Genomic DNA, 15,471 nt, shown 5'->3' with positions numbered 1-15,471 from the left:
GGCGGGACCGCCTCAGCCGAAGCAGTTCGGCACGGGAGAGCCCGCGCAGTTGTTCGGACGGTTGGCGGTGATCGCCGACTCCTCGTCCACCTCCACGCCGTTCGGGAAGGTGAAGATCCCGCCGCCGGTGAGCCGGGCGAAGTTGTGGGTGACCTTCGACGAGTCCAGCGTCACCCGGCCGAAGATGTTGAAGATGCCGCCGCCGACACCGAACGGCCCGACGGCCTCGTTGCCGGTGATGTGGCTGTGCCGGATGGTGACGACGCTCAGCGTGTTGAAGATGCCGCCGCCGAAGAACCCGGCCTTGTTCTCCTTGACCGCGACGTTGTCCAGCGTGACCGCGCTGTCGAACGCCACGGCCAGGCCGCCGCCGACACCGGCGGTGCTGTTCTTGTCGACCGTGGTGTGGCTCAGGGTCACCTGGGCGTCGATCGCGGCCACGCCGCCACCGGCCAGCAGCGCCGAGTTGCCGCCGAACTGCGTGTAGTGGGCGTTGGTGGTGCCCCCGATGTCGAGCAGGCCGCCGCCGAAGCCGAGCGTCTCGTTCTCAGTGATCTTGGTCTTCTCGAGCAGGATGGTCCCGGCGTCGATGTCCTCGTCGAAGATGCGCGGTGCGCCGTTGGCGATGCCGGCACCGCCGATGATCGCGCTGTTGTCCGTGACCTTCGAGTCGGTGACCTTCAGCAGGCCGGCGTTGAGGATGCCGCCGCCGAAGAAGAAGGCGCTGTTGTGGGCGACGGTGCTGTGGCTGAGCTTCGTGGTCCCGAAGTTGGCCAGGCCACCACCGTTGCCACCCGAGTGGTTGTGGACGATCGCGGTGTCCACGATGTCGGCGCTGCCGCCCGGCTGCACCAGGATGCCGGCGCCGTCGGCGACGCCCGGCTCCTCCACCAGCGGCCGGGCCACACCGGCGCGCGGGGTGGCCTTGACCACGGCCTTCTTCGTGGTCCTGACCTTGTCCGCGCCGACGGCCGCCTTCTCGACCGGCTTCCCGGCGGCGGCCGCCCTGGTCATCTCGACCGAGTTCGAGTACAGCGACCAGACCGCCTCGGGTGTCGGAGCGGTCAGGTACTGCGAGGTCTGCCCACCCTTGATGGTCAGGCCCTTCAGGGTGAGGTGACCGCCGGCGCCGACGTTGAGGATCCGGAAGTAGTCGGCCGTGGCCTCGCGGCTGATCGTGGTGTGGTCACCCTTGAGGGTGATGTCCTCCGTGATCACCGGCAGACCGTTGCCGTCCTCGTTGCGGGACAGGTCGTAGGTGCACCCCTTGGCGAGCTTCAGCACCCCACCGTCGCTGCTGTTGGCGTAGACGATCGCCTGGATCAGCTTGTCGGTGTCGCAGGGCACCTCCTTCCCGCGTTCGTGGTCCCGCCCGGACTCCTTCTTGTCGCCCTTGCCCTTCTTGTCGTCCTTGCCGTTCCCGCCCTCCGGGCTCTCCTTGCCGCCCTTGCCGGGCTGGCCCTGGTCGCCCCCGGTGATGGCCTGCTGCGCGGCGGACCAGCTCAGCCCACCCGCTCCGACCGCCCCGGCGGTGGCGGCGACGCCCACCGCGGCGATGCTGACCACACCCGTCAACCCCGCCACACCACTGGCGAGCCAGAGCCGGCGGCGGCGCCGGGCCACCGACGCCCGGTCGGAGGCTTCGTTGTTCGATAGGTAGTTGGACATCGGAGCTCTCTGCCCTCTCCTCGTACCAGACAAGGTCGCTCCGCCATGCGAGGCGCCCTTCGCTACAAATCGGTTGTAGCTGCTGAACCACACCGTATGAGAAGTTTCCTCGCTCTGAGACGAAATCCGAAACTTGCCCGTATTAGCGTGGTTATCGGTGGGGAGGGGGACGTCCGACCCAACCGGCGCGAAACGGCCGGAGCGACGGACGGCCCCTCCCCGCCGATCGGGGAAGGGCCGTCGCCATCTATGTGGATCAGCCGGTCAGCCGGCGGAGGACCCGCGCGGACGCGCCGACACGGGGATGGACCGGGGCGGTCGGGACGCCTCGCGGGCGAAGCCTCCGGACCGCCACGAAGGGGAAGAAGTTTCCGAACAAACCGTAGGAGAAGGATCCCCCCAGCAGGCCGCTTTTCCGAGGAAAGTCCACAGGACGGGGAGTTCCGGACAGACGAACGGGCAGGGCGCGCGGGGCGGTCAGCCCGGCAGGCGGGGACCCGCCTCCCGCTGCTCGGCCAGCCAGGTCTCCACCTCGTCCGCCTGCCGGGGCAGGCCCGCGGAGAGGTTCACCGCGCCGGTGGCGGTCACCAGGACGTCGTCCTCGATCCGGATGCCGATGCCGCGCAGCTCCTCCGGGACCAGGTCGTCCTCGGGCTGGAAGTAGAGCCCCGGCTCGACGGTGAGCACGTACCCCTCGCCGAGGGTGCCGTCCCGGTACATCTCCTTGCGGGCGTTGGCGCAGTCGTGCACGTCGATGCCGAGCATGTGCCCGAACCCGTGCAGCGTCCAGCGCCGGTAGACCGTCGACTTCTCGTCCATCGCCTCGTCCACGCTCACCGGCAACAGGCCCAGGTCGGCCAGCCCTTCGGCGAGGACCCGCATGCAGGTCCGGTGGACGTCCTTGAACTTCACGCCCGGCCGGATGGCGTCGATGCCCGCCTGCTGGGAGGCGTACACGACGTCGTAGACCTGACGCTGGAGGGCGCTGAACCGGCCGCCCACCGGCAGGACCCGGGTGACGTCGGCGGTGTAGAGGTGGCGGTTCTCCACCCCCATGTCCATCAGCAGCAGCTCACCCGGCCGGGTGGTGCCGTGGTTGTGCACCCAGTGCAGGATCGTGGCGTGCTCGCCGGCCCCGACGATCGAGCCGTACCCCACGTCGTTGCCGTCGTGGCGGGCCCGCAGCGCGAAGATCCCCTCCAGCAGCCGCTCGGACACGCCCCGGTCGCCTGGGAGCGCCCGGGCGACGTCCTCGAAGCCCCGCACGGTGGCGTCGACCGCGTCCTGGAGCTGCGCGATCTCCCACTCGTCCTTGACCAGCTTCAGCTCCGAGATGGCGATGGCCAGCTCCCGGTCCCGCGCCGGCTGCCCCTCGGCGCGTGCGCCGTCCCACGGCCGGACCGCCGCGTCCACCCGGGCGTCGAAGCCCCGTAGCACCCGGGTACGCCCCGGCGCGAGGTCGGCCAGCACCGCGTCCAGTTCGGTCAGGTCGGCGGTGGGCAGGCCGAGTTCGGTCGACTTCTCGGTCAGGGTGTGCCGCCGGCCCACCCACAGCTCGCCGTGCCGGCTGCGGAAGAACTCGTCGTTCTCCCGCGAGGAGCGGGGCCGCATGTAGAGGACGGCGTCGTGGCCGGACCCGTTCGGCCGCAGCACCAGCACACTGTCCGGGTCGTGGTCGCCGGTCAGGTAGGCGAAGTCACTGCCGGCCCGGAAGCGGTACTCAGTGTCGTTGGCGCGTACCTTCTCCCCACCGGTCGGGATGACCAGCGTCTCGCCGGCGAAGGCCGCGGAGAGCGCGGCCCGCCGCTTGGCGTAGTTGGGCACCTCGGGGCGCGGACCCACCGGCAGGGTGGTGTCCCGCCAGCCCTGGCGCATGAAGGCCAGGAAGGCCTCCGGGAAATCCGGGTCGTGCGATTCGGTGCCGTCCGTCGGCTTCGTGTCGGTCTGCTTCTCAGCCATGATCCGCTCCCTCCGGTGGCGTCGCTGGTGCAGACGGTACCGCGCGGGGGTGGCGTGGCGAGAGCCCGTGGTGCCGCGACGGAGCGTTCGGGCGCGTGGAAAGATGGCCAACATGTGCGGACTCCTGGCCTTTTTCAGCGCGCGCGGCGACGCCGGCGCGCACCGCGATGCCATCGCCGGAGCGTTGGAATGCCTGCACCACCGCGGGCCGGACGAGACCGGTGTCGAGCTGGTCGGTGACGCCACCGGCCGGTACGCGGACGGGGTGTTCGCCCACAAGCGGCTCGCCATCATCGACGTGGCCTCCAGCCACGAGCCGCTGCCGTACGCGGGCGGCCGGTACCTGCTCACCTTCAACGGCGAGATCTACAACTACATCGAGCTGCGCGAGGAGCTGATCCGCAACTTCGGTGCCCAGTTCGCCACCGCCGGTGACGGTGAGGTGATCGTCGCCGGCTACCACTACTGGGGCGAGCAGGTGCTCACCCGGCTGCGCGGCATGTTCGCCTTCGTCATCTGGGACCGGCAGGAGCGGCGGGCCTTCGGCGCGCGCGACCACTTCGGCATCAAGCCGCTGCACTACCTGGAGACCATGGACGGCCTCTACCTGGCCTCCGAGAAGAAGGCGCTGCTGCCCTTCGCGCAGTCCGCGTACGCCGGGGACGCCGGGGTGGACACCGCCAACCTCTCGCACTACCTGACGTTGCAGTACGTGCCGGAGCCCGGCACCCTGCACCAGGGCATCAGCCGGATCGGCTCCGGTGAGTACCTCACCTGGACCCCGGGCGGCCGGATCGACGTGCGTCGGTGGTACCGGCCGGTGTTCCGGCCCGCCCCGGTCTCCGACGAGCAGCGCCTCTACCACCAGATCCGGGAGACGCTGCGGGAGAGCGTCCGGATGCACATGCGGTCGGACGTGCCGGTCGGCTCCTTCCTGTCCAGCGGCATCGACTCCACCGCCGTGGTGGCCCTGGCCCGCGAGTTCAACCCGAACATCCTGACCTTCACCGTCGGGTACGACGTTCCCGGCTACTCGGAGATCGACGTCGCCCAGGAGTCGGCCCGGCACCTCGGGGTGACCACCATCCCGACCAAGATCGGGCCGCAGGACATGATCGAGGCGCTGCCGAAGATCGTCTGGCACCTGGACGACCCGGTCGCCGACCCGGCGCTGGTGCCGCTCTACTTCGTCGCCAAGAAGGCCGCCGAGCACGTCACCGTGGTCCTCTCCGGCGAGGGGGCCGACGAGTTCTTCGGTGGGTACACCATCTACCGCGAGCCGCTGTCGCTGAGCAGCGTCAACGGGCTGCCGGACGGGGTGCAGAAGGGGCTGCGGGCGGTCTCCAAGGCCATCCCGCAGGGCGTCAAGGGCAAGAGCTTCCTGGAGCGCGGCACCACCCCGATCGAGCAGCGTTACTACGGAAACGCCCGGATGTTCACCGAGGAGGAGAAGCAGCACCTGCTGCGCCGGTACGACCCCTCGGTGCGCTACACCGACGTCACCGCGCCGATCTACGCCGAGTGCACCGAGCTGGACGACGTCACCAAGATGCAGTACGTCGACCTCTACACCTGGCTGCGCGGCGACATCCTGGTCAAGGCGGACCGGATCTCGATGGCGCACTCGCTGGAGGTCCGGGTGCCCTTCCTGGACCGCGACGTCTTCGAGGTGGCCGCCGGCATCCCGGTCGACCTGAAGCTGCCACCCCGCTCGGACGCCACCAAGTACGCCATGCGCCAGGCGTTGCAGGGCGTGGTGCCCCCGGCCATCGTCAACCGGCGCAAGCTCGGCTTCCCGACGCCGACCCGGGTCTGGCTGCGCGGCGAGATGTACGAGTGGGCCCGCTGGGTGCTCTCCACCTCCGGTGCCGGTGAGCTGCTCGACCTGTCGTACGCGATGCGGCTGCTGGAGGAGCACAAGCGCGAGGAGGCGGACCACTCCCGCAAGGTGTGGACGGTGCTGATCTTCTGCATCTGGCATGCCATCTTCGTCGCCAAGACCCTCGACCCGGGCATCCAGCGCAACCAGTCGGCGCTGCTGACCAAGCCCGTGGTCGGTTCCATGGTGCGCTGACCACGGTCGCGCACCTCCCGACGTTGCGGAGAGGGATGAGGGGGCGATGGGGTACGCGGTGGTGCTCGGTGAGGCGTTGGTCGACCTGCTCGACTCCGAGTGTGCCGGCGAGCCGGTCTTCCGGCAGGCGATCGGCGGCGGGCCGCTCAACGTCGCGGTCGGGGTGGCCCGCCTCGGCGGGGACGCCCGGTTCGTCGGCTCCCTCGGCGACGACGTGCTCGCCGACCGGATCCGGGAGTTCCTCACCGCGGCCGGGGTCGACGTCAGGGGAACGGTCACCGTGCCCGCGCCGACCGCGCTCGCCGTGGCCACCTTCGCCGGGGCGGAACCGGACTTCCGCTTCTACGGCGAACCGCCCTCCTACGGGCAGCTCACCGCCGACGACCTCGACGTCGCGCTGGTCGAGGGCGCGGACGTGCTCTACTGCGGGTCGATCGTGCTGCTCTGCCCGGCGACCCTCGCCGCCGCCCGCCGGGCCTGGCGCCTGGCTACCGGCGTGCGGGTGTTCGACCCGAACATCCGTCCCCGGCTGCTGTCCGGGCCGGACGCGCTCGACACGGTCCGTCACACGACCGCCGAGTTCGCCGCCACCGCGCACCTGGTCAAGCTCAGTGCCGCCGACGCCGACGTGCTCTACCCCGGCGAACCGGTCGAGCGGGTCGCCGCCCAGTTGCGCGAGCTGGGTGCCGGCACCGTCGTGGTCACCCTCGGCCCGCGCGGTGCGCTGGTCGCGGCCGGTGCCGAGCCGGTACGCGTACCCGCTCCCACCATCCGCGCGGTCGACGCCACCGGTGCCGGTGACTCGGTGATGGCCGCCCTCGTCGCCGGCCTGCTGGTCGACGGCCCGCCCACCGAACCGGCCGGCTGGACCGACCGGGCCGCCTTCGCGCTCCAGGTGGCCGGTCTGGTCTGCGAGTCGTCCGGCGGTGCGGTCGCCATGCCCACCCGGGACGAGGTCGCCCGCCGTTTTTCCGCCTGACGGGCTCCTGCCCCTGGCGGCGCTGCCGCCCGGCCGGCCTGGTCGACCTGCTCCGCTCTCCGTGCGGTGGGTCCGTCCTTCGCGTGGCTGGTCCGTCCTCCGCGTGGCTGGTCCGTTCTCCGCGCGGCTGGTCCGTTCTCCGCGCGGCTGGTCCGCCGCTCCGCTGACGCGGACAGGCGGCCGGTGGGTGTCGCTACTCGGACGCTGTAGAGCTGCCCCGTCTGTGCTACCGGCGCGGGCGCTGCTGCGCGCACCCGAACCGGCCCGCCCGAGCCTGCGCACCCGAACCGGCCCGCCCGAGCCTGCGCACCCGAGCCGGGCACGCCTGAGCCGGCACGTTCGGGCCTGCGCTCCCGCGCCGGGACGTCGGAAGCGGGGCACGCCGGTGCCTGCCCCGTCTGTGCGGGCAGCTTCAAAGGACCGGAGTAGGAAGGTTCCGGGACCGGCGTCCCAGGGTTCGCGCCGACGGTCCGGCGGCGGCGCGGCGGACCAGCCGCGCCGCGAACTAACCGCGCGGTGGCAGCCCGGTGGCAGCCGGGTGGCGGCGGCAGGGCGGGGCATGGCGGCCCGGTTGCGGTGGGAGGGCGGCCGGGCGGCCGGTGGTGGTGGGAGGGCGGCGCGGGGCGGCCCGGTGACGCAGGCCGCTGCGAGCCAGGACGCGACCGGCGCGGTCGCGGGCCTGTCGGTCCGCCGGGTCAGGCGGTGCCGTCGAGTTCGGCGTACCCACGCCGGGTGGCGACCAGCGCGGCGCGGGCTCCGAACGGCGCCTCGGCGGCGACCCGCTCCGGGGGCGCACCGCCGGTGTGCCCGGCCCGGATCAGCCACGCCAGGTCGGCGAGCTGCCCGTGCTGGGCCCGGACGAACGCGACGTCCACCGGGTCGCCGTGGCCGGGCACGATCGTCGTGGCCGGCGTGGTGAGGCGCAGCAGGGCCGCCACCGCCTCCGGCCACTGCAACGGGTACGACTCCTCGAAGGCCGGCGGACCGCTCTGCTCCACCAGGTCTCCGGCGACCAGGACGTCGGCGTCCGGCACGTGCACCACCAGGTCACCGGCGGTGTGTCCCCGGCCGGGGTGGTGCAGCAGCACCCGGCGACCGCCCACGTCCAGCGTCGTCTCGGTGTGCACGGTGTGGGTCGGTGCCAGCAGCGGCGTCCGGGCCAACTCGGCGGCGAGGGCCGGCTGCTCCGCGCGCATCTCCTCGTACGCGAGGTGGCGCAGCTCGTCGGGACGGTCGCGGAGCCACCCGGCGGTCAGCTCGTGCGCGTAGACCGGGCGGGGCGGGTCGTCGGCGAGCGTGGCGTTGCCGAAGCAGTGGTCGAAGTGGTGGTGGGTGTTCACCAGGGTCCACGGGTGCGGGGTGACCGCACGGACGGCGGCGGCCAGCGCGGTGGCCTGCGCCGCCGTGGAGAGCGTGTCCACCAGCAGTGCCGCCCCGTCGCCGACGACCAGCGTGACGTTGACGTCGAGCAGCGGCTCGCGCAGCACGTGCACGCCCGTGCCGATCTCGACGAATCGACTGGTCATGACGCCCCTGAGGCGCGTTCCACGAAGCGCTGCCGGTCCAGCAGGACCCGTTCGACGCGCCCCTGGGCGACCGTCTCGGCACCGTCGGTGACGGTGACGGTGAAGAGCAGCCGCCGGCCGTCCACCTCGTCCAGCCGTGCCTCGGCGGCGACGGTCCGGCCGACCGGGGTGGGTGCCCGGTGCTCCAGCTCCACCCGGACGCCGACGGTGGTCGACCCCGGCGGCAGGTGCCGTGCGGTGGCCGCGACGGTGGCCGCCTCGGCCAGCGCGAGGACCCGGGGCGTGCCCAGCACCGGCACGTCACCGGAGCCGACCGCCTGGGCGGTGTCGGCGTCGGTCACGGTGAGTTCGACCCGGGCCTTGAGCCCGGGCGTGACAGTCTGCTCCGGCATGGCGACAGCCTACGCCGACCACCGGAGCGCCGGTCGGCGTTCGTCGATGCGCTGGCCGCCGTTAACCTGAACGGTGATGGCCGTTGTCACTGACCCCCAGCCCCCCGCCCCGTCCGGTCCGCCGGTGTCGTCGCCCGAGGGCGGACGTCCCCGCGTGGTCGCCATGTCGATCTGGAGCGCCCTGTTCGTCGCCGGTTGGTTGACGATCGGCCTGCCGACAGACCCGGCGTACGCCTTCGTCTGGATCTGGTCCGCCGTCATCGCCTGGAACTGGGGTCGCCCGTGGCGCAGCCACCTGGGCTTCGCCCGGGACTGGCTGCCGGTGGTGCTGCTCCTCGCCGCCTACAACCTCTCCCGGGGCTTCGCCGACAACGGCGCGGTCCCGTACTCCTACGACCTGATCGTCGCCGACCGGTTCCTGGTCGGCTGGGCGACCGGGGGCGAGGTCCCCACCATCTGGTTGCAGGAGCGCCTCTACCGGCCGCAGGTGCAGTGGTGGGACGTGCTGGCGGCGTGGGTCTACTTCTCGCACTTCGTGGTGACGCTGGCGGCGGCGGTGGTGCTCTGGATGCGTGACCGCGCCCGCTGGGGGGCCTACATGCGGCGGTGGGGTTTCCTCTGCGCCGCGGGCCTGGCCACCTACTTCCTCTACCCGGCCGCCCCGCCGTGGTGGGCGGCACAGAACGGGCTGCTCGGCGAGGTCGCCCGGATCTCCACCCGGGGGTGGAAGGAGTTCGGCATGCACGGCGCGGGCAACATGCTCAACGCCGGGCAGATCGCCTCGAACCCGGTGGCCGCGATGCCCTCCCTGCACACCGCCTGGGCGCTGTTCGTGGTGCTGTTCTTCCTCACCTCGACCCGCCGCCGTTGGTGGCCGCTGCTGCTGTCGTACCCGCTGGCGATGACCTTCACCCTGGTCTACTCCGGCGAGCACTACATCATCGACGTGCTGGTCGGCTGGGCGTACGTGGGGATGACCTTCCTGGTGGTCGGCCTGGCCGAGCGGTGGTGGGCGGCCCGGCGGGCCCGTCGCGCCCCGACCGTCCCGACCGGGTCGGTGCCCGCCGGCTCCGGGACCGGGGCGGACGCCGGGGTGGCCGGGACCACCGGGCCGTCCCCGACCGAGGAGCCGACGGCTCCGGTCAGCCGCTGAGCCGGGCGGCGCGGGCCCGCGCGGTCAGCTCGCCGGCGAGAGCCCATGCCTCGGCCAGGTCCCGGTGCACCGCCGCCGCGCCGGCACCGCCCGCGGTGTCGGCGTGCACGGTGGCCAGACCCAGCCGCCGTTGCAGCGGCCCCTGGACCACCCGGACACTCTGGATCCGGGCGTACGGCACGATGGCGAGCTGTCGGGTGACCAGGCCGGAGCGGACCACGAAGACCCGCTCGGCCAGGCCGGCGCCGAGGACCCGCCGACTCAGCGGCCGCAGCCAGCGGGCCTGCGGCGGCGGTGCGGTCAGCGGCAGCGCGGAGACGACCACGCCGGGCAGCACCTCCGCGGTGATCATCTCGCCGGTCACCAGGTCACCCACGGGCAGGAGCCGGTCCGGGCGGTTGCGGTCGTCCGGCTCGGCCGCCGAGTAGCCGGCGACCTCCAGCCGCAGCCGCAGCCAGCCCTTGGCCCGCCACAGCAGCGGCCAGGTCACCCCGACCGCCTGCACCCGGTTGAGCGGGACGGTCTGCGCCCGGGTCTCCAGCAGTCCGTTGCCGATCCGCAGCCGGTCGCCGTCCCGGTCGAGCCGGAAGTTCCAGTCGTCGAGTACCCGCCGGATCGGTTGCAGCAGCACGCCGGCCATCGCGGTGATCGTGCTCGCCACCGCGATGAACGACCAGGAACCCTCGGAGAGGAACTGTGCCACCACGAACGCCACGCCCACCGGCAGCATGAACGCCTGTGGGGTGAGCAGCTGGCTGACCAGCAGGTCGCGGTTGCCGACGGTGTGCAGTGGCCGGCCGGGCGGCACCGGTGGCGCGGCCGTCGCGGTTTCCGGCGCGGGCACGTCACGCGGGGCGTGGCCGGCCAGGTCGAGCAGGCGGGTCCGCAGGACCGTCGCGTCGGCCACGCTCAGGAACGCCAGCGGCGCCTCGGTCTTGCCGCCGCCGACCACCTCCAGCCGTAGTTCGGCCAGACCGGTGAGCTGGGCGAGCAGCGGACGGACCACCTCCACGGCCTGCAACCGCTCCAGTGGGATGGCCCGGGTGCGCCGCCACAGCAGGCCCTCGTGGACCCGCAGCTCGCGACCGACCACGTGGTAGCCGGTGTTGTACCAGCTGACCACCGAGAGCACCGTCGCGCCGAGGGCGAGCACCGCGACCATCGCCGCGAAGGTGCCGAAACCGACCCGGGACAGGGTCGACCAGGAGAGCCCGGCGATCACCACCACCAGGGACTTCGCCCCGTGCAGGACGGGGCTCAGCGGGTGCAGGCGCTGCCGGGGCTCGACGTGTTCCGGCACCGGGGTGGCCGGGACGGGCCAGGGGTGCGCTGCGTCCGGCCCGGACTCCTCGGCCGGGCCGCCGGTCACAGCCCCTCCGCGCGGTCTTCGCCCAGCGCGGTGAGCCGGTCGCGCAGTCGGGACGCCTCCGCCGGATGCAGCCCGGGCACCCGGGCGTCACTCGCGGCGGCGGCGGTGTGCAACTGCACGGTGGCCAGCCCGAAGGCCCGCTCCAGCGGGCCGGCGGTGACGTCGACGAACTGCATCCGGGCGTACGGCACGATCGACAGCCGGCGTACCAGCAGCCCGTGCCGGACCAGCAGGTCGTCGTCGCGTTCGGCGTACCCCCAGGCGTGGACGGCCCGGACGATCGCCACCGACCGCCAGAGGCTCAGCAGTACGACCAGCGCCAGTCCGGCCCCGAACAGCCAGTGTCCGCTCAAGCCCCAGGCCACCGCGAGCCCGACCACCACGACGAGGACGCCGATGCCCAGCCGGACCAGTTCCACCCGGATCAGGTCGGTGGAGACCCGCTGCCAGGCGACTGTCTCCGGCCACGGTTCGAGCGGGTCGGCCGGGGTGGGGACGGGCCCGTCGGCGTTCTCCGTGTTCACCGCTCTGCCCCGCTGCGATCACTCACCCGTCGAGCGTAACGATCCGGGCAGCGGTTCGACCTCCCGGAGAAAGCTCCGCGCGGTGAGAAAGTCACCGAGGGTGCTCCGGTGCTCGGCGCACGCGAGCCAGGTCTTGCGTCGGTCGGGGTCGTGCAACCGGGGATTGTTCCACCGCAGGGCCCAGGCCGCCGGCGCCCGGCAGCCGCGCGCCGAACAGACGGGCGGGTCGGTGGGAGCGGGGGAGTCGGTCATCGGCGCCAGTCTAGGTGGCGCGCACCGGGAGATTGAGCGCCGGGCGGCCACGGGGGGAGCCGCCCGGCGACGGCGCAATTCTACACGCGGTGGCGGTGTTCGGACACCCCTGGCCGGCGATTCGGTGTCCGGACGCGGCGTGGTGACAATCGGCTTCTCGCCCGGTTGACGTTCAGCCGGGCATGCGAGGCTTGACCCGCACCACGTCGCCCGAGATCACGAGCACGCTGTGGAGGACCGGTGGCCCAGCCGACCACGCCCGAACCGACCGCGACCGACGCCGCCCCGGCGCCACCGAGCACACCCGCCGAGGACGCGACCCTGCTGGAGCGGGCGTTGTTCGAGATCAAGCGGGTCATCGTCGGGCAGGACCGGATGGTCGAGCGGATGTTCGTCGCCCTGCTCGCCCGGGGCCACTGCCTGCTGGAGGGGGTACCCGGGGTGGCGAAGACCCTGGCCGTGGAGACCCTCGCCAAGGTCGTCGGCGGTTCCTTCGCCCGGGTCCAGTTCACCCCCGACCTGGTGCCCGCCGACATCATGGGCACCCGCATCTACCGGCAGTCCAGCGAGAAGTTCGACGTGGAGCTGGGGCCGGTCTTCGTCAACTTCCTGCTCGCCGACGAGATCAACCGCGCCCCGGCGAAGGTGCAGTCGGCGCTGCTGGAGGTGATGAGCGAGCGCCAGGTGTCGATCGGTGGGGAGAGCCACCGGGTGCCGGACCCGTTCCTGGTGATGGCCACCCAGAACCCGATCGAGCAGGAGGGCGTCTACCCGCTGCCCGAGGCGCAACGGGACCGCTTCCTGATGAAGATCGTCGTCGGCTACCCGACGGACGCCGAGGAGCGGGAGATCGTCTACCGGATGGGGGTGGCCCCGCCCGTACCGGCGCCGGTGTTCACCACCACCGACCTGCTCACCCTCCAGCGCAAGGCCGACCAGGTGTTCGTGCACAACGCGCTGGTCGACTACGCGGTCCGGCTGGTGCTGGCCACCCGTACCCCGGCCGAGCACGGGATGCCGGACGTCGCCCAGCTCATCCAGTACGGCGCGAGCCCCCGCGCGTCGCTCGGCCTGGTCCGGGCCACCCGTGCGCTGGCCCTGCTGCGGGGCCGGGACTACGCGCTGCCCCAGGACGTGCAGGACATCGCCCCGGACATCCTCCGCCACCGGCTGGTGCTCAGCTACGACGCCCTCGCCGACGACGTCCCCGCCGACCACATCGTGCACCGGGTGATGTCGACCATCCCGCTGCCGTCGGTGGCGCCCCGGCAGCAGGCCACGCCGCCGGCCGGTCCTCCGCCGGGCGCGCAGTCGCCCGCCGGCCCGGCGCCGGGCGCCGGCTGGCCCGGGCAGCGGCCGTGACCCCACCCGCCCGCCGGTCGACCGGCGCCACCCCCGGACGGAGCGAGGCGGTCCTCTCCCGGCTCCAGCTCCTGGTCACCCGCAAACTCGACGGCCTGCTCCAGGGCGACTACGCCGGGCTCCTGCCCGGCCCCGGCAGCGAGGCGGGGGAGTCCCGCGAGTACCGCCCCGGTGACGACGTCCGTCGGATGGACTGGCCGGTGACCGCGCGGACGACGACGCCGCACGTGCGGCGTACGGTGGCCGACCGGGAGCTGGAGACGTGGCTCGCGGTGGACCTCTCGGCGAGCCTGGACTTCGGTACCGGGCAGTGGCTCAAGCGCGAGGTGGTGATCGCGGCGGTGGCGGCCCTGGCGCACCTGACCGTCCGGGGCGGCAACCGGATCGGCGCGGTGGTCGGCACCGGCGGCGCGCCCTCCGCGCCCCGGCGGTGGGGCCGGACGCCCGACGCGGTCCCGGTCGTGCGGCGGCTGCCGGCCCGCAGCGGGCGGAAGGAGGCCCAGGGCCTGGTACGCGCCGTCGCCGGGATCGAGATCGGGCCGGGCCGCGCCGACCTCGGCGGCCTGGTCGACCTGCTCAACCGGCCGCCCCGGCGGCGGGGCGTGGCGGTGGTGATCTCCGACTTCCTCGCACCGCCGGAGCAGTGGGGACGACCGATCCGTAAGCTGCGGGTCCGGCACGACGTGCTGGCGATCGAGGTGGTCGACCCGCGTGAGCTGGACCTGCCGGACGTGGGGGTGCTACCGGTGGTGGACCCGGAGACCGGGGAGCTGCACGAGGTGCAGACCGCCGATCCTCGGCTGCGCCGCCGGTACGCCGAGGCGGCCGCCGCCCAGCGCGCGGCGATCGCCCGGGAGCTGCGGGCGGCTGGCGCCGCCCACCTGCGTCTGCGTACCGACACCGACTGGCTGCTGGACATGGTGCGTTTCGTGGCCGCGCAGCGGCACGCCCGCACCCGGGGGACGACTCGATGATCCGTTTGTTGCAACCGTGGTGGCTGCTGACCCTGCTGCCCGTGTTCGCGCTCGCCGCGCTGTACGTCTGGCGGCAACGCCACCGCCGGGCGTACGCGATGCGGTTCACCAACGTGGACCTGCTGCGCACCCTCGCCCCCCGAGGGCTGGGCTGGCGGCGGCACGTCGGGGCGGTCGTGCTGCTGCTCTGCCTGCTGACCCTGGCCACCGCCACCGCCCGGCCGGCGATCGACACCCGGGAGCCGCTGGAACGGGCGACCGTCATGCTCGCCATCGACGTGTCGCTGTCCATGCAGGCCGACGACGTGACCCCGAACCGGTTGCAGGCGGCCCAGGAGGCGGCGAAGCAGTTCGTCAGCGAACTGCCCGAGACGTACAACCTGGGGTTGGTCTCGTTCGCCAAGTCGGCGAACGTGCTGGTGCCGCCGACGAAGGACCGGTCGGCGGTGACCGCCGCCATCGACGGGCTGGTGCTGGCCGAGGCGACCGCCACCGGGGAGGCGGTCTTCACCTGCCTGGAGGCGATCCGCTCGGTGCCGGCCGACGGTGCGGCGGGCATCCCGCCGGCCCGGATCGTGCTGCTCTCCGACGGTTTCCGGACCGCCGGCCGGTCGGTGGAGGAGGCCGCGGCGGCGGCGCAGGCGGCGAACGTGCCGGTCTCCACGATCGCCTTCGGCACCGACGCCGGGCAGGTGGACATCGGCGGCCAGGTCCAGCGGGTGCCGGTGGACCGGCTGGCCCTGGCGGACCTGGCGGAGACCACCGAGGGGTACTTCTACGAGGCGGCGTCGGTGACCGAGCTGAAGCAGGTGTACCAGGACATGGGCAGCTCGATCGGCTTCCGGACCGAACCCCGGGAGATCACCCAGTGGTACGCGGGCGTGGCGTTGCTGCTCGCCCTCGCGGCGGCCGGGGCGAGTCTGCTCTGGACCTCCCGCATCCTCTGAACCGGGCCCACGCACGCCGGTGCGGGGCCGTCGTCGACGCGGTGCGCCGACGGCGGTCCCGCCACCGGGCCGCGATCATGCGCCGGTGGCGGGGATTCGGCTGACGGGTTCAGTGACTTCCGCTGGTGAGGACGAAGAGGACAGCGACCCAGACGGCGGCGAGGGTGAAGCCCAGCGGGGCGACGTAGCGGCTCATGGACGCACTCCGGTGGCGGCTCGACGGTCGGCGGCGCGGGGCCGGACCGGGGGAGGGGGACAGGACGCGCACACCAGTCGTGACCGGGGGGCTCTA

At 72.9% G+C, this 15,471-nt stretch carries 13 protein-coding genes; 6 read left to right on the top strand and 7 right to left on the bottom strand.

Annotation, left to right across the window (positions count from 1 at the left end):
* Positions 1–12: 12 nt before the first annotated feature.
* Both IGA62_RS02325 and IGA62_RS02320 read right to left on the bottom strand, forming a co-directional pair.
* Positions 13–1,668 (bottom strand): right-handed parallel beta-helix repeat-containing protein, encoded by a 1,656-nt coding sequence (locus tag IGA62_RS02325; protein ID WP_145816631.1) that lies wholly within the window; start codon positions 1,666–1,668, stop codon positions 13–15.
* Positions 1,669–2,145: 477 nt separating this feature from the next.
* Positions 2,146–3,627, bottom strand: a complete 1,482-nt coding sequence (locus IGA62_RS02320; protein ID WP_145816633.1) for an aminopeptidase P family protein — start codon at positions 3,625–3,627, stop codon at positions 2,146–2,148.
* A gap of 112 nt (positions 3,628–3,739) precedes the next feature.
* Between IGA62_RS02320 and asnB the strand changes: the two genes are divergently transcribed.
* On the top strand, positions 3,740–5,701 hold the full coding sequence (asnB, locus tag IGA62_RS02315) for an asparagine synthase (glutamine-hydrolyzing) (RefSeq protein WP_145816635.1): 1,962 nt from the start codon (positions 3,740–3,742) through the stop codon (positions 5,699–5,701).
* Positions 5,702–5,747: 46 nt separating this feature from the next.
* A complete protein-coding gene (locus IGA62_RS02310; RefSeq protein WP_145816637.1) occupies positions 5,748–6,680 on the top strand; it encodes a carbohydrate kinase family protein in 933 nt (310 codons plus the stop codon).
* Positions 6,681–7,375: 695 nt separating this feature from the next.
* Here the strand turns inward: IGA62_RS02310 and IGA62_RS02305 are convergent.
* Both IGA62_RS02305 and IGA62_RS02300 read right to left on the bottom strand, forming a co-directional pair.
* Positions 7,376–8,206: an MBL fold metallo-hydrolase gene (locus IGA62_RS02305; RefSeq protein ID WP_145816639.1), complete on the bottom strand. Its 831-nt coding sequence runs from the start codon at positions 8,204–8,206 to the stop codon at positions 7,376–7,378.
* Positions 8,203–8,598, bottom strand: a complete 396-nt coding sequence (locus tag IGA62_RS02300) for a thioesterase family protein (protein WP_145816640.1) — start codon at positions 8,596–8,598, stop codon at positions 8,203–8,205. Before IGA62_RS02300 ends, IGA62_RS02305 begins: the two co-directional genes overlap by 4 nt.
* Positions 8,599–8,674: 76 nt before the next feature.
* On the opposite strand from IGA62_RS02300, the gene IGA62_RS02295 reads away from it, so the two are divergent.
* Complete coding sequence (locus IGA62_RS02295; protein ID WP_145816642.1) at positions 8,675–9,751, top strand: phosphatase PAP2 family protein; 1,077 nt, start codon at positions 8,675–8,677, stop codon at positions 9,749–9,751.
* On the opposite strand, the gene IGA62_RS02290 is transcribed toward IGA62_RS02295, so the two are convergent.
* The 3 genes from IGA62_RS02290 to IGA62_RS02280 are packed head-to-tail and all read right to left on the bottom strand — an operon-like array spanning position 9,741 to position 11,896.
* Complete coding sequence (locus tag IGA62_RS02290; RefSeq protein WP_377465222.1) at positions 9,741–11,120, bottom strand: PH domain-containing protein; 1,380 nt, start codon at positions 11,118–11,120, stop codon at positions 9,741–9,743. The genes IGA62_RS02295 and IGA62_RS02290 overlap by 11 nt on opposite strands.
* On the bottom strand, positions 11,117–11,644 hold the full coding sequence (locus IGA62_RS02285) for a PH domain-containing protein (RefSeq protein ID WP_145816644.1): 528 nt from the start codon (positions 11,642–11,644) through the stop codon (positions 11,117–11,119). The genes IGA62_RS02290 and IGA62_RS02285 overlap by 4 nt, the downstream gene beginning before the upstream one ends.
* 18 nt (positions 11,645–11,662) lie before the next feature.
* Complete coding sequence (locus IGA62_RS02280; protein WP_145816646.1) at positions 11,663–11,896, bottom strand: HAD family hydrolase; 234 nt, start codon at positions 11,894–11,896, stop codon at positions 11,663–11,665.
* Between the two features lie 240 nt (positions 11,897–12,136).
* Here IGA62_RS02280 and IGA62_RS02275 point away from each other — a divergent pair, with 240 nt between their 5' ends.
* From IGA62_RS02275 to IGA62_RS02265, 3 genes are read left to right on the top strand one after another with little or no spacing between them, the layout of a single operon-like run.
* Positions 12,137–13,258 carry an AAA family ATPase gene (locus IGA62_RS02275; RefSeq protein ID WP_091460345.1) on the top strand — a complete coding sequence of 374 codons (1,122 nt, stop codon included), beginning with the start codon at positions 12,137–12,139 and terminating at the stop codon, positions 13,256–13,258.
* On the top strand, positions 13,237–14,232 hold the full coding sequence (locus IGA62_RS02270; RefSeq protein ID WP_145821850.1) for a DUF58 domain-containing protein: 996 nt from the start codon (positions 13,237–13,239) through the stop codon (positions 14,230–14,232). Before IGA62_RS02275 ends, IGA62_RS02270 begins: the two co-directional genes overlap by 22 nt.
* On the top strand, positions 14,229–15,179 hold the full coding sequence (locus IGA62_RS02265; protein WP_145816648.1) for a VWA domain-containing protein: 951 nt from the start codon (positions 14,229–14,231) through the stop codon (positions 15,177–15,179). Before IGA62_RS02270 ends, IGA62_RS02265 begins: the two co-directional genes overlap by 4 nt.
* The last annotated feature ends 292 nt before the right edge of the window (positions 15,180–15,471 follow it).

Source organism: Micromonospora sagamiensis (assembly GCF_014680085.1).
In the GTDB taxonomy this organism is placed as follows: Bacteria; Actinomycetota; Actinomycetes; order Mycobacteriales; family Micromonosporaceae; genus Micromonospora; species Micromonospora inyonensis.
The sequence above is the reverse complement of the archived record's forward strand: the minus strand, read 5'-3'. Positions and strand labels throughout refer to the sequence as shown.

Coding starts and splice junctions, on each gene's coding strand:
- asnB (WP_145816635.1), top strand. CDS start 3,740: ATGTGCGGACTCCTGGCCTTTTTCAGCGCGCGCGGCGACGCCGGCGCG.
- IGA62_RS02280 (WP_145816646.1), bottom strand. CDS start 11,896: ATGACCGACTCCCCCGCTCCCACCGACCCGCCCGTCTGTTCGGCGCGC.
- IGA62_RS02265 (WP_145816648.1), top strand. CDS start 14,229: ATGATCCGTTTGTTGCAACCGTGGTGGCTGCTGACCCTGCTGCCCGTG.
- IGA62_RS02295 (WP_145816642.1), top strand. CDS start 8,675: ATGGCCGTTGTCACTGACCCCCAGCCCCCCGCCCCGTCCGGTCCGCCG.
- IGA62_RS02300 (WP_145816640.1), bottom strand. CDS start 8,598: ATGCCGGAGCAGACTGTCACGCCCGGGCTCAAGGCCCGGGTCGAACTC.
- IGA62_RS02325 (WP_145816631.1), bottom strand. CDS start 1,668: ATGTCCAACTACCTATCGAACAACGAAGCCTCCGACCGGGCGTCGGTG.
- IGA62_RS02305 (WP_145816639.1), bottom strand. CDS start 8,206: ATGACCAGTCGATTCGTCGAGATCGGCACGGGCGTGCACGTGCTGCGC.
- IGA62_RS02310 (WP_145816637.1), top strand. CDS start 5,748: ATGGGGTACGCGGTGGTGCTCGGTGAGGCGTTGGTCGACCTGCTCGAC.
- IGA62_RS02320 (WP_145816633.1), bottom strand. CDS start 3,627: ATGGCTGAGAAGCAGACCGACACGAAGCCGACGGACGGCACCGAATCG.